Source organism: Eubacterium sp. MSJ-13 (assembly GCF_018918235.1).
Taxonomy (GTDB): Bacteria; Bacillota; Clostridia; order Lachnospirales; family Lachnospiraceae; genus Butyribacter.
Map to the genome: position 1 here is coordinate 13,382 of NZ_JAHLQE010000143.1, position 14,259 is coordinate 27,640.

General features: G+C 37.4%; 12 protein-coding genes. All 12 read left to right on the forward strand.

The window, feature by feature from the left end; translation table 11 throughout:
- Positions 1–15: 15 nt before the first annotated feature.
- Positions 16–2,118, forward strand: coding sequence for a Stk1 family PASTA domain-containing Ser/Thr kinase (gene pknB / locus KQI69_RS08870; protein ID WP_216565022.1), 2,103 nt, complete (start codon positions 16–18; stop codon positions 2,116–2,118).
- Positions 2,118–2,996, forward strand: a complete 879-nt coding sequence (gene rsgA / locus KQI69_RS08875) for a ribosome small subunit-dependent GTPase A (RefSeq protein WP_216565023.1) — start codon at positions 2,118–2,120, stop codon at positions 2,994–2,996. Before pknB ends, rsgA begins: the two co-directional genes overlap by 1 nt.
- A gap of 33 nt (positions 2,997–3,029) precedes the next feature.
- Positions 3,030–3,677: a ribulose-phosphate 3-epimerase gene (rpe, locus tag KQI69_RS08880; RefSeq protein ID WP_371818803.1), complete on the forward strand. Its 648-nt coding sequence runs from the start codon at positions 3,030–3,032 to the stop codon at positions 3,675–3,677.
- 22 nt (positions 3,678–3,699) lie between these two features.
- Positions 3,700–4,476 (forward strand): PilZ domain-containing protein, encoded by a 777-nt coding sequence (locus tag KQI69_RS08885; RefSeq protein WP_216565025.1) that lies wholly within the window; start codon positions 3,700–3,702, stop codon positions 4,474–4,476.
- Positions 4,477–4,478: 2 nt separating this feature from the next.
- On the forward strand, positions 4,479–5,159 hold the full coding sequence (locus tag KQI69_RS08890; RefSeq protein ID WP_216565026.1) for a thiamine diphosphokinase: 681 nt from the start codon (positions 4,479–4,481) through the stop codon (positions 5,157–5,159).
- A gap of 149 nt (positions 5,160–5,308) precedes the next feature.
- The gene (locus KQI69_RS08895) at positions 5,309–5,767 is read left to right on the forward strand and encodes a ferritin-like domain-containing protein (protein ID WP_216565027.1); all 459 of its coding nucleotides are present in this window, start codon (positions 5,309–5,311) and stop codon (positions 5,765–5,767) included.
- A gap of 264 nt (positions 5,768–6,031) precedes the next feature.
- A complete protein-coding gene (locus tag KQI69_RS08900) occupies positions 6,032–7,210 on the forward strand; it encodes a M20 family metallopeptidase (RefSeq protein ID WP_216565028.1) in 1,179 nt (392 codons plus the stop codon).
- A 73-nt stretch (positions 7,211–7,283) separates the two neighbouring features.
- The gene (locus KQI69_RS08905; protein ID WP_216565029.1) at positions 7,284–8,702 is read left to right on the forward strand and encodes an MFS transporter; all 1,419 of its coding nucleotides are present in this window, start codon (positions 7,284–7,286) and stop codon (positions 8,700–8,702) included.
- A gap of 31 nt (positions 8,703–8,733) precedes the next feature.
- Positions 8,734–10,776, forward strand: a complete 2,043-nt coding sequence (locus KQI69_RS08910; RefSeq protein ID WP_216565030.1) for an ATP-binding protein — start codon at positions 8,734–8,736, stop codon at positions 10,774–10,776.
- A 296-nt stretch (positions 10,777–11,072) separates the two neighbouring features.
- A complete protein-coding gene (locus KQI69_RS08915; protein WP_216565031.1) occupies positions 11,073–12,044 on the forward strand; it encodes a leucine-rich repeat protein in 972 nt (323 codons plus the stop codon).
- Positions 12,045–12,107: 63 nt separating this feature from the next.
- On the forward strand, positions 12,108–13,247 hold the full coding sequence (locus KQI69_RS08920; protein ID WP_216565032.1) for a leucine-rich repeat protein: 1,140 nt from the start codon (positions 12,108–12,110) through the stop codon (positions 13,245–13,247).
- A gap of 30 nt (positions 13,248–13,277) precedes the next feature.
- Positions 13,278–14,135 (forward strand): hypothetical protein, encoded by an 858-nt coding sequence (locus KQI69_RS08925; RefSeq protein WP_216565033.1) that lies wholly within the window; start codon positions 13,278–13,280, stop codon positions 14,133–14,135.
- Positions 14,136–14,259 lie beyond the last annotated feature (124 nt).

The following is a 14,259-nucleotide window of genomic DNA, read 5'->3' on the forward strand; positions in this document are numbered from 1 at the left end:
AGAATGGAGGAAAGTATGATTAATCCCGGAATGATGATTAGTGACAGATATGAAATTATCGACAGAGTGGGTTCGGGTGGAATGGCAGATGTCTATAAGGCAAAGTGTCATCGTTTGAATAGATATGTTGCGATAAAAGTTTTAAAACAGGAATATAGCAGCGATGCTAAATTTGTGGCGAAATTCAGGGGAGAAGCTCAGTCAGTAGCAGGTCTGTCACATCCAAATATTGTAAATGTGTATGATGTTGGAGAGGATAATGGTCTTTATTATATAGTAATGGAACTTGTCGAGGGTATAACTCTTAAAAAATTTATTGAAAAGAAGGGCAGACTTGATGTAAAAGAGGCTGTAGGAATAGGAATACAGATTGCTCAGGGAATGGAGGCAGCACATAATAATCATATTATCCACAGAGATATAAAACCACAGAATATAATCATATCCAAGGAAGGAAAAGTAAAAGTAACAGATTTTGGAATAGCAAAAGCAGCTACATCAAATACCATAACATCAAATGCCATGGGTTCTGTACATTATATCAGTCCTGAGCAGGCAAGAGGTGGATATAGTGATGAGAAAAGCGATATCTATTCGCTTGGTGTTACATTGTATGAGATGCTCTCAGGCAAGGTGCCATTTGAGGGGGAGAGTACAGTTACAGTTGCACTCGCACATATTCAGGATGAGGCAGTACCTCTTGAAGAACTTGATCCGACTATACCATTGAGTCTTTCAAAAATTGTTCAGAAGTGTATGCAGAAAAAACCTGATATGAGATATATGTCATCGGCTGCACTTATCTCTGATCTGAAGAGATCTTTGTCTGAGCCTGATGGAGATTATGTAAATATTGTAGATGATGAAGATGATTTTTCACCTACCATAAAATTTTCAAGTGATGATGTAAACAATATAAAAGATGCGGCAAAAGGAAGATATACACCGGAAGAACAACAGGAAGATCAGCAGGACGAAGAACAGTCAGATGATGCTATAGATCCTAAATTGGAAAAGATATTAAAGGTGTGCAGTATCGTTGTTGCAGCAGTTATAATCATTGTTATATTTCTTATAATCGGTAAAGTCTGTGGCTGGTGGGGAAAAAGTATAAAGGAGGATAACAATGTCACTTCTGTTGCCACAGAGGTTCCGGTAGAGGAGACACCTGATGTAACAGAAACACCTAAAGCAGGAATGGTTGATGTACCTGACATTAAAAATCGCACTCTTGAAGAGGCACAGGAGATGCTTGGGGAAAAGAAACTTAAATGGAGACTTTTACCTGTTGAATCAGATGAGACACCAAATACCGTGTTAGAGCAGGATCCTGAGGCTGGAAGCAGTGTTGAGGAATATTCACGCGTTACGATAAAATATAGCAAGGGAAGTAGTGGCGTTACTATACCGGATCTTGTAAAGTATACAAAAGATGACGCTATAAGAAAACTTGAGAGTCTTGGACTTTCTGTTTCATCTACTGTAGCACAGTATAGTGATACTGTTGACGAAGGTCTTGTGTGTGGAACTGATCCTGTTGTTGGGTCAAGCGTAAAATCGGGTTCATCAGTAAAACTTATTGTCAGTAAAGGGCCTGAGAGTGATAATGTGATAATGCCTAATATTGTTGGAATAAAGGAGGCAGTTGCACTTGACAGACTTACGGCAAGAGGACTTACTGGAAATACAACAAATGTTTCTTATATATATTCTGATAAATATGCAAAGGGACTTGTAGTGGGTCAGGCTATTGAGGCGGGAACTAAAATACCTGTCGGAACGGTTGTGGATTACACGGTAAGTATGGGACCGAAAAAAGCAAATCCGACACCTACACCAAAGCCTACACCTGAACCAACATATAGTTACGAGGGAAGTGTTACCGTAAGCGGAAACCCATTTGACTATGAGGAGGATGAGCCGGAAGTTATAAAACTTGTTCTTGAACAGGATGGAAAGTCAAAAACCGTATATAAAGGAACACTCTCCTATGATGATTTTCCAAAGAAGTTTTCAATTAAGGGATGGAGTGAAAATAATGGTACAGTAACTTTGTACAAGGGAGATGTTGCAACAGGTAATTCGTACAATGTAGAATTTAAAAAGGTTAGGCAGTAATGCAGGGAAAGATAATCAGAGGAATTGGTGGTTTTTATTATGTTCATATAGATTCGCTCGGTGTTGTAGAGTGTAAGGCAAAAGGAATATTCAGAAATAAAAAAGTTAAGCCTTTAGTTGGAGACAATGTTGAAGTTGAAATTCTTGATGAACAGAAGCGGCTTGGAAGTATAGAAAATATACTTCCGAGAAAAAACTCTATAATAAGACCTGCCGTGGCAAATGTTGATCAGGCAATCGTGATATTTTCCGCATCAGTCCCAAAACCGAATCTCAATCTGCTCGACAGATTTTTGCTGATGATGCAGACACAGGGAATTTCTACGGTGATATGTTTTAATAAGAAGGATGATGCGGATAAACAGTATCTTTTAGAACTTGCTGACAACTATCGCAAATGCGGCAGCAGGATATTTATGACCAGTACAGTCACAGGAGAGGGAATAAAAGAGTTTGGAGAATGTCTTAAAGGAAAAACTTCTGTACTGGCAGGGCCATCAGGTGTCGGTAAATCGTCACTGATAAATACACTATTTCCAAAGGCAGATATGGCAATAGGTGAGATAAGTGAAAAAATAAAAAGAGGAAAACATACTACAAGACATTCTGAGTTGTTCTCGCTTGGTGATGGCGTTTATATCATGGATACACCTGGTTTTACATCTCTTGGTCTGCCCGAGATGGAAAAAGAGGAACTAAGAGATTTTTACCCTGAATTTGAGGAGTATAAAAATACCTGCAAATTTTTAGGGTGTGTTCATATACATGAGCCGCAGTGTAGTGTTAAGATTGCACTTGATGAGGGAAAAATCCCTAAAGGACGGTATGATAACTATAAGCAGTTTTTTGATGAGATAAGTAGTAAAAGAAAATATTAAGCACAGGAGGAACATTATATAATGGAGGATAGAATTAGTAAACTAGCGCCATCAATATTGTCAGCGGACTTTTGCAGGCTTGGTGAGCAGATACACGAACTTGAAGAAAATGATATAGAGCTTCTTCATATAGATGTAATGGATGGAGTTTTTGTACCATCGATATCGTTTGGTATGCCTGTTATCAAATCAATAAGAAAGATAACGGATATGTTTTTTGATGTGCATTTAATGATAAGTGAGCCAATACGATATATAGAAAAACTTGCAGAGTGTGGAGCTGACGGGATTACAGTGCATATCGAGGCATGCAAGGATTTAGAGGCTACTTTAAGAAAGATTAAAGAGCAGAATATGAAATGTGCGGTAGCTATAAATCCTGATACTGAAATTGAAAAGATTGAAAATGTCTTGGATATGGTTGACATGGTTTTGGTTATGAGCGTATATCCGGGATTTGGAGGACAAAAATTTATTTTGGATTCCTTTGAAAAAATAAAGAAATTGGACGATATAAGAAAAAGCAGAAGATTAGATTTTCTTATTGAGATAGACGGTGGAGTGAATGTGGATAATGCAAAAAAAATATCCGCAAGCGGGGCAGATTGGCTTGTTGCCGGAACTGCCGTATTTAGTGGAAATATTAATGATAATATAATGAAATTAAAGGAGGAAATATAAATTGCTTCTTGAGGCTATTCCTTTGGGTAGAACAGTTGAAATATATGTAGATAGGGAAGGGTACAGATACAGACTTACCAGCAAAGCTGAGTATGTTAATGAAAAGAAATTATGTGTTACGCTTATCGCTGCAAATGGTCGGGCATTTAAATTTATGCCTGAGGATAATATAAGTATTATGTACAGAGATAAAGAAACAATGTGGGAATGGGAAAACTGCAAGGCAGGTATCGCCAAGCTTGATGGTGTTTTGATACATTTCTTTGAAATTGCTGATAAGGGAAAATCATTTAACAGGAGAAATGCATATAGAGTTACATTGGATGTGGAGACAATGTTTGGATTTTATATAAATGAAACCACAGGTTTAAGAATTTCAAAGATGCCTTCTCCAGAACCGGATGACCCTGATTTTTCAAGTTATAAAACACCTGTACCTGAGTTTGTGCAGGGAGTTGTAAAAGATGTCAGTGAAACAGGAATAAACATATGCCTGAATACATTGCTGAATATAGATGATGCATTGTTTTTTAATATTCCGTCACCTTTAGGTGAGCTGAAATCAAGAGCACAGGTTGTAAGAAAAAGCGAGATAAATACTAAAGGAAGTAAGTATGCTTATTCTTACGGATGTGTTTTTCAGCAGGCTGATAAAAGGCTTATAAAATACATATATGATATTCAGAGAGAAATGTTAAAAAAACAGAAAGAGGTACAGGAGAGAGAACAGGAACGCAGAATGGAGATTCTTGCAAAAAAAAGTCAGACATTGGCAGCAGAACAGGAAAGTGCAGAATAGTTATGAATAAGTTTGGAAAGACATTGATTATCAGTGGTGGAAAAACTGATATGAATTTTGCAAAAAATTATGTTGGTAATAATAGTTTTGACACTGTGGTATGTGCGGATTCAGGCCTTGATACTGCGTATAAGCTGGGTTTAAAGGTGGATTTTTTTATGGGTGATTTTGACAGTGTTTCGTCAGAAGTGCTTAGTTTATATATTGATAAGAAAATTCAAAATTCAATCGATGCACAGTTTGTAAAGTACCCTGAACAAAAAGATGCGACAGATACGGAACTTGTACTAGATTTTGTACTAGAAAATAAGCCTTCGCTTGTTGTCATACTTGGTGCTACCGGTGGAAGAATAGACCATCTGCTTGCTAATATCGGTATATTGTTGAAATCAGTAAAACAAAATGTTGAAACATATATTGTAGACAGGTATAACAAGATATGTATGATAGACAGGTCAACAGTTTTATACAAAGATGATATATGGAATAAATACATTTCATTTTATCCATATACGGAAAGAGTAGAAAATTTAAAACTATCGGGATTGAAGTATGGACTTGCAGGTGAAGACATTGCTATCGGCAGCAGCAGGACTGTGAGCAATGAGTTTGCAGATGATAGTGATATGGCAGAGATATCCTTTGACAGTGGTATACTGATAGTCATACAGTCAAAAGACTGAGAAAAACAGACTGAACATAAATACAGATTTTTATTTAGTCTGTTTTTTCGTGAAATTTATTACAAAAAAATTGTGAATATATTTCTTTATGTTTGAACACACTATTTTGGAGCGAAATAAAAATTAAAAGATTAACAGGAGGGCTTCAAATGTTTTTAGAACAGAAAGAAATGGATGTTATCAGGGAACTGCAGACTCAGGAGAAAAGCTGTGTGGAGAAATACCGCAGATATAAGGAGCAGGCGTGTGATATGGAACTTAAAAATCTCTTTGGAAAGATTGAGAAACTTGAACAGAAACATTATGACACACTTGGAAAAGTTCTTGAAGGAGAAGTACCAGAATGTAACTGTAATGATGATAACGGAAAAGACTATGAGCCGTCAGTGACATATACACAGGCAGATAACAGCGAGGATAAAAAGACAGACTGCTTTTTGGTTACGGACTGTATCGGAACAGAGAAAATGGTTTCATCAGAGTACAATTCAAAAGTATTCCGTTTTGCAAATGCTGCACTTAGGAAACTTATGGCAGATATCCAGATAGAAGAACAGAATCATGCGGAAATGCTATATAAATATAAGATGGCTAACGGAATGGCATAGGATCATATAGAAAGAACAGAATGTAATGAAATTTTTTATATAAATAACGGTATTAAGTTATTTGTCAGTCAGTATTTAAAGCGTGTAGTTTAGTTATTGGTGTAAAACAGAAACTAATTGTAAAATTTGCACAAATGACTAAACGTTACACCTTTATGTACTGACTTTTTTGTATTTCTTGTATTTTTATGTCTGCTTTGGTAAAATATACTAAATAAAAAATATCCGCACTAAAGTCGGGGATGACCTAAAAGGAGGACAAAAATGTATTTTTATAAACGTGCATTGGAACTTAAAAACGAGACGATAGAAAACAGAAGATATATTCATAAAAATGCAGAGACAGGTCTTGATATACCAAAGACTAAAGCATTCGTTATGGAAAAACTTAAAGAGTACGGACTTGAACCAAAAGACTGTGGCTATGGAGTCACGGCTGTTTTAGGAAAAAAAGAGGGAAAGGTTTTGTTGCTTCGTGCAGATATGGACGCACTTCCTATGGCTGAACAAAGCGGTGAGGAATTTGCATGTCCAACAGGAAAAGAGGCACATACCTGTGGTCATGATTTTCATGCTGCCATGCTCCTTACAGCGGCAAAGATGTTAAAAGAAAATGAGGACATGCTTGAGGGAACAGTTAAGTTTATGTTCCAGCCGGCAGAGGAAACTTTTGAGGGAAGTAAAAATATGATCGAAAATGGTATACTGGAAAATCCGAAAGTCGATGCAGCACTTGCTTATCATGTGTCACCCGGTAAGATGCCTGTCGGATTGTTTATGTATAACTCAAAAGACACGATGATGTATTCAGTGGATGGATTTAAGATTACGATAAAGGGAAAAGGTTCTCATGGTGCATACCCTCATGTCGGCGTTGATCCGATAAATATAGGTGTACATGTTCATCTTGCATTGCAGGAACTTATAGCAAGAGAAAGTGATCCTTCAAAGGCATGTGTGCTTACGATAGGTCAGTTTAAGGCTGGGACAGCGGCGAATATAATTCCCGAGGAAGCTGTTTTACAGGGAACTATCCGTACAAATGACAATGAGGCGAGAGAGAAGCTTGTCAGGAGAATGAAAGAAGTGGCACAAAAAACAGCAGAAGTTTACAATGGAACAGCACAGATCGAGATGATATCTGAAGTCCCTCCGCTTATCTGTGATTCTGAGATGACAGAGGAAATTGTTGGATTTATGCAAGAGACAGGCATACCGGGGCTTACTCCATATCCTGATGTATCGGCAAGTGCATCTGAAGATTTTGCGGTCATAGCACAGAAAGTCCCAAGTACATTTATGTATCTGTCAGCAGGATATATGGATGAGCGTGGTGAGTATCCGGCACATCATCCAAAAGTAAGATTTAATGAGGATGTATGCCCTGTAGGAGCTGCGTGTCTTGCACATTGTGCTGTCTCATGGCTTGCAAAGCATAAATAGAATATGATGGTAAATAGAATAAGATAAAAAGTTCAGGCAGAACTAAAATCACAACGATCACAAGGAGATAAAAATGGCTGATACACAGAATATGCAGGCGGCGATACCGCTTCCTGAAAATAAAAGAAAATGCGTGCAGGCGGGCTGTATATGTATGATGCTTTCCGTAGCGATGTACGGACTTGTCTTTGCGACACTTACATCACCTATACTTGAAAGCGTAAATGCGATGGGATATGTCGGGTTATTTTCTATATTTTCCGCACTTGGCTTATCTATCATGACACCTATAGGCGGCAAACTCGGAGATCTTATCGGACGCAGGAATATAGTTGTGATACCGGGAATCATATGTGCGGTATGTGGGATAGCATTTGCATTTGTGCGTTCGCTCGTGCCGCTTATGGTGTTAAGACTTCTCATAAGTCTTGCACAGGGAGCTTTTACTGCTGCTCCTTATATTATCACCGGACTGATAAATGAGAGAAAAAAAGTTCCAAAAGCTATGGGAATGCTTGCGACATCAATAGCAGTCGGAGGTTTTGGAGGAAGTATATTAGCCGGAGTGCTTACGGATATGGGAATGCTTCAGGCAGCTATAATAATGCCTGCCATACCGCTTATAGCCGGAGTCCTTCTCATAGGGCTTAATCTTCCGAATCAGAAGAATGAGGCGAGTGTAAAGCTCGATATACCTGGAATCATAACGCTCGTCATCGCTCTTTGTGGTATATTGCTTGCACTTAACTTTGGTTCATCTATGGGATTTGCTCATCCGGTTATCATAGCAGGGTTTATCATCGGTATGATAGCACTGTTCATGTTTGTGAAAATCGAAAATAAAACAGATGAACCGCTTATACCTATGTATTTATTTAAGAATAAAAAGTATACTGTACTGCTTGTTATAGGTTTTATATGCTATTTTTATCAGAATGCGATGAATGTCTATGCACCTATAGGTGCATTGCAGGTTATGAAAGCATCTACAAGCCTTACTGGGGCATTGCAGATGCCTAGAACGATTCTTACTATAGTACTTCCAACGATAGCAGGGGCATGGGTAGGGAAAAGAGCGGCAAATGCATGGAAAGCAATGGTTGTTGGAACTGCGTTTGTGGCTGTCCCTATGGCGATGATGGCTTTTACCACGCCGTCAACATCTATCATGTTATATTTTGCTGCACTTACGATTACCGGTATTGCTGAGAGTTTCAGGGCGGTGTCTATCACACCTACGGCACAGGCAACATTAGAACCGCATGATATGGGCGTTGGAACATCTCTTGTAAACTTTGCAAATTCACTTGCACAGACTATTTCGGCAGCAGTTTTTGCAGTTGCATATAATGCCTGCACAGCATCAGATCCAACAAATACAACATATATAAAGAATGGTGTAAATGCTGTATTTATGGTGGCAGCAGTTGTCACTGCGGCAGGGCTTGTTTTGGTACTTGCAGTTATCAGACCACTTATAGATGAAAAATGATCGTTAAGTGTTTATATTAAGGAGAATGTATATGACAGAAGAGAAGAGACAGATTTCAGAAAGTGCTCATATAATGGATTATGGGGATATAGAAGATACTTTATATAATGCGGGTGTTGGTATATGGTCTATAGAAATACCTGACGATGCAGAGCCATGCATGTATGCAGATAAAACAATGAATATGCTATTGGGGCTTAGTGATGATGATACTCCGCAGTACAGGTACAGAGAATGGAACAGCAGGATTGATAAAGACTATCTTGAGGCTGCGATGGCGTCTGTAGATAATATGATACAAAATGGCAAGTCAGAATGTACATATGCGTGGAACCATCCAAAGCTTGGAAAGAGATATGTAAGATGTGGCGGTGTATGCGACAGAAGTTTTAAAAATGGAGTAAAGCTAAAAGGCTATCATCAGGATGTCACTTATATACAGCTTAAAGAGGAAAAACATAAGCGCATGCTCAAAGAACAGTATTCTGTTATAGATGCGTTTAGCAGCATTTACAATGTTGTATGGGCGTATGATATAGAGAGAAACACGGTGCGTGTGATAAATCAGGATGATATCTTATTTAAACCGGCACAGGAAGCTGAGTATAATGCGACAAAAGCTATAGAAAATGTTATAAATCAGTGTGTTGCAGAAGATTACCGTGAGATAATGCGCAAGTTCTATAATCTTGAGAGACTTGCCTTGCAGCTTGAAAAAGAGAAGAGTGTCTCGGAAGAATTTGTAGATACGATACTTGGATGGTGCAGGATTACTGCACTCCCGATAAGTAAGAACAGCAACGGCAAAGTTTTACAGGTGCTTATCGGTATACAGAAGATAGATGAGGAGAAAAGAAAGGAACTTGAATCACAGACACTTCTTGCAAAAGCATATGAGGAAGCTAAGAGGGCGAATGTTGCAAAAACGGAGTTTCTTGCGAGGATGTCACATGATATAAGGACTCCTATGAACGGTATACTTGGAATGGCAAAAATAGCAGGTAAGTGTATTGATAAAAAAGAAAAAGTGTTAAATGCACTTGCAAAGATAAATGATGCGGGTAGACAGCTTGAGATGCTCATAAATGATGTGCTTGATATGAGCAGGCTTGAAAGTGGAAAGACGGAGCTTACAAGAGAAAAATTTGATATATGTGAACTTATTACAAGTGGATATGAGTCAATATTGACGATGGCTATGGAAAATGATGTAAGAGTGGAGGGTGCACATTTTAACATACGGCATAAAAATGTTATAGGAAGTCCGCTTCATATACAGAGAATTTCGCTCAATATATTGTCAAATGCCGTAAAATATAATAAGAAAAACGGCACAATGGAATTGTGGCTTAGTGAAGTGCCTATAGATAAAAATCATTCGATGTATTGCTTTACTGTAAAAGATACGGGAGTTGGAATGAGTGAGGAATACATAAAACATATATTTGAACCGTTTTCAAGGGAACATACCGATGCTGGAACTGATTATCATGGAACAGGACTTGGCATGGCTATCACAAAAGAGCTTGTTGAACTTATGAATGGCGTTATCGATGTTGAAAGTAAACTTGGCGAGGGTTCTACTTTCAGATTTCAGATCCCTTTTGAGATATGTGAAGATGAAGTGCAGTCACACGAGGATGATAAGGTAGAAGGAAAAAATATAAACGGAGTAAAGGTTCTTTTGGTCGAAGACAATGAACTGAATATGGAGATAGCAAAGTTTTTGCTTGAGGATGCAAAGGCAGTCGTCACTACTGCTTACAATGGTGTCGATGCTGTTCAAAAAGTTAAAGATGCGTGTAAAGCCGGAAAAGATGACAGATATGATATAATTCTCATGGATATCATGATGCCTGAGATGGACGGGCTTACCGCATCGAGAACCATCAGGGATATAGGAACAGATTATACAGATAACATTCCTATTGTTGCGATGACAGCAAATGCATTTATGGAAGATGTAAAGAAGTGTCTTGAAGCAAAAATGAATGCACATATAAGCAAACCGATAGATATAGATACTTTGACTAATACGATATACGGTCTTGTCAATATGCATGATATAAAGTAAAATTAATTAAAAATTAAGTTTTATTTATTATATGAAAGGAAAGGCTGTTGCACGAAGCGTTATTCGTACAATATGCAACTGTTATTAACAGTTACATATTGTATAGATTATGCTTGATGCGACAGCCTTTTTGTTTGCTGTGTGTGCAATATGCACTAAAAAATATGCTATTTTCACTAAAAATTATCTAAAATTATATGCAAATGCATTTGTATTTTTAGGGTAGTTAAATTAAAGAAAATGTTATAAAATTTTAAGCATAGTAAATGAGAAAGTTAATTTAAAGGAGGAGTTTTATGAGAAAATCATTTAAAAAAGTTTTGGCAGCAGTTTTATCATTTGCAGTTCTTACAGCACCTATGGCGGTGGCAGGAAAGAAAGCCCATGCGGCAAAAACATCAGAAGCATATATGATGTTTTCATCGGAAGGAAATACATATACATTCTGGCATGATGGAAAGGATTATTCACCGATAGAAATGAAGACGGCCAAAATTACCGGAGCTGGTCAGTATACGGTTGGCATGGATTTTACCAAACTTCAGGATGGTTACAGTAATAAAATACAGTTTGCAGATTTTGAAGTGGCAGACGGTGAAAAATTATTTCCGGGTTATTATCTGAGATTGGATAATATTAAGATAAACGGTGAGGATGTTAAATTTGAACAGGGATACACAACATCAGACAATGGAACTGATACAAGAATGAACATTGTAAATCCGTGGGCCTCAGTAAAGGATAATCCAAGTGCGAGAAGTTTTGATAAAAAACTTACAAATAAAAAGGTATCCGTAATAGACCCTGATAAGTGGGACAAGTTAAAAACGATAGAAGTTACATTCACTTATGCAAAGAATATGCCGGAAAAGACTGGAACCATCATATCGGAAGGTGCATTTAAGTATAAAGTTACAGGAATGGATACAGTAGAAGTTGCAGGTATCAGTACATCAGGAAAGAAAAAAGATGCACTTACCATTCCGGATGATATAACTAAGAACAGAGTTACATACAAAATCACAAAAGTTACGGCAAATGCGGCTAAAAATGTAAAAGCTAAAAAGATTACATTTGGAAAAAATGTAAAGGTTGTAGATAAAAGTGCATTTGATGGATGTAAAAATCTTGAAAGTGTTAAATTTAATGCAAAACTTACATCGATTGGAAAAAATGCATTTAAGGGAGCAAAATCTATTAAGGTAACAGGAAAAGATGCAGCAGCTAATAAAAAGCTTGTTAAAAAAAGCGGCACAAATGTAAAATAAAGTGAGCGTTTAAGCAGTAATGCTTTATCAAATAATAAAATAAAAAATAAAGGAGAGATTATAATGAAAAACAAAAGGTTAAAAACAGTTATGACAGGAATGCTTGCAGGGGCACTTGTTATTTCGGGATTTGGAATTGGAGGTTCCACACAGAAAGCCAAAGCAGCAAATACAGAGCTTAACTTAAATGGAAAGTATCATGCAGCACTTGGAATTCAGACTTCAAATGAAAAATGGTATAATCGTTTTGCGTATTTCGGCAAGGAAAATAACGATACATATGGAACTGATAAGTATGCAAAGCTTATTAGCGGAGATGACACTACTGATGGCACTTTCAATGATGTTGATATTGAGGGAAATGGTACATACACAGTATCTCTTACAGATGCAGATTTCCAGGGAGAAACATCGATATCACAGCTTCATATAGCAACTGATATTCCGGGAAAAGACAAAAATGATAAGATAAATTTCACTGATATCAAGGTTACTGTAAATGACAAAGATATCGTGACATTCGACAGTCCGTTTTATGAAGCGGAGAAATATAATGAAGATGGTGTTGTTATAGTTCTTGCAAATCATTGGAGACCAAAGCTTATATCACTTCTTGAGGAAAAGGGTGTTAAGGAAGATGCGGAAAATGGATATAACTGGCTTAATGGTACAGGCAAGGAAAATATCTCAGTGACATTTACTGTATCAGGATTTAATTATAACAAGGGTGAGACTCCTAGTGAAGAACCTGATATTATTGATTTTTCTCCGGCAGCAGCAGTTGGTACAAAAAAGACTGTATCAGGAAATTCATATGTCGTAACAAAATCTGATAAGAAGACAGGAACTGTCACACTTGTCACAGGTAAGAAAACAGCAGCAAAGATTACTGTACCTGGTTCTGTTACAATTGGAGATTATTCATATAAAGTAACAGAAATAAAAGCATCAGCTTTTGCAGGAAATAAAAAACTTACAAGCGTAAAGATTGGCAAGAATGTTACAAAAATCGGTGATAAGGCATTTAATGGATGTGCTAAGCTTGGAACTATTGACCTTTCAGCAAATACATCACTTACAAGTGTTGGAAAAAATGCTGTTAAAGGCGTATCAGCTAAGTGTATTGTAAAAGCTCCGAAGAGTAAGAAAGCGGCATATAAGAAATTATTTGCAGGCAAAGGTGTAAAGGTAACAGTTAAATAATATTCATTTAGTAAAGAAAAGAGGTTAAAAATGAGATTGACAAAGAATTTTAAAAAGATGGTAGCAATGGCTCTTGCAGGTGCTATGACGCTTACACTCGCAACAGGTGTACAGGCAGATGCAGCAAAAAAGAAAAAACTTGACCTTGATGGAAAATATCATGCGACAATGGGTATCCAGACAGCAACAAAACTTTGGTACAACCATCTTGGATATTATGAGAATAAACAGAATAAATACTATAAAACAGATAAAGCAGATAAACTTGTGTATACAGATGAGTCTACGCAGCAGGAGACAACGGCAACGGGAACATTTACTGATGTAGAGATAGCAGGAAACGGTACATATACATTGAAACTCGATGGTGCGGATTTCCAGGGTGAGACAGCTATTTCGCAGCTTCACATTGCTACAGATATCCCGTTGAATGACAAGATTAAATTTACAAATGTAAAAGCAAAGGTAGATGGTAAAGAAGTAGCTTCTTTTGATGAGGGATTTCCAGAGGATCAGGATCCATATTTACAGGGTGGAATGGTTATCCTTCTTATGAACCACTGGCGTCCTGAACTTGTTAAGCAGCTTCAGGCAGATGGCCTTTCAGAGAGTGCTGACAATGGATATGAATTACTTAAAGGTACTACTGATGAAAATGTAGAAATTACATTTACAGTTTCAGGATTCAACTATGATAATCCTGATGCAGTAGAAGCAACACCTGAACCTACACAGGCGGCAGACAGCAGCAGTGCTTCAAGTTCAGCTTCAGATTCATCATCAGAGAGTGACGGCTCAGGAGCACCGGTTGTACCGATTGTTATAGCAGTTGTTGTTGTGGCAGCAATTGGTGTTGGTGTGGTCATCAAGTCTAAGAAGAACAACTAAAATAATATATCATAAAGCTGGTTATGACAGATAATAAATCTGTCTGACTATATAAAAATTTCCTATACTTTTTAAATGCCATATAAGCATGTGCAACGATAGCTTATATGGCATTTGTTTGTAT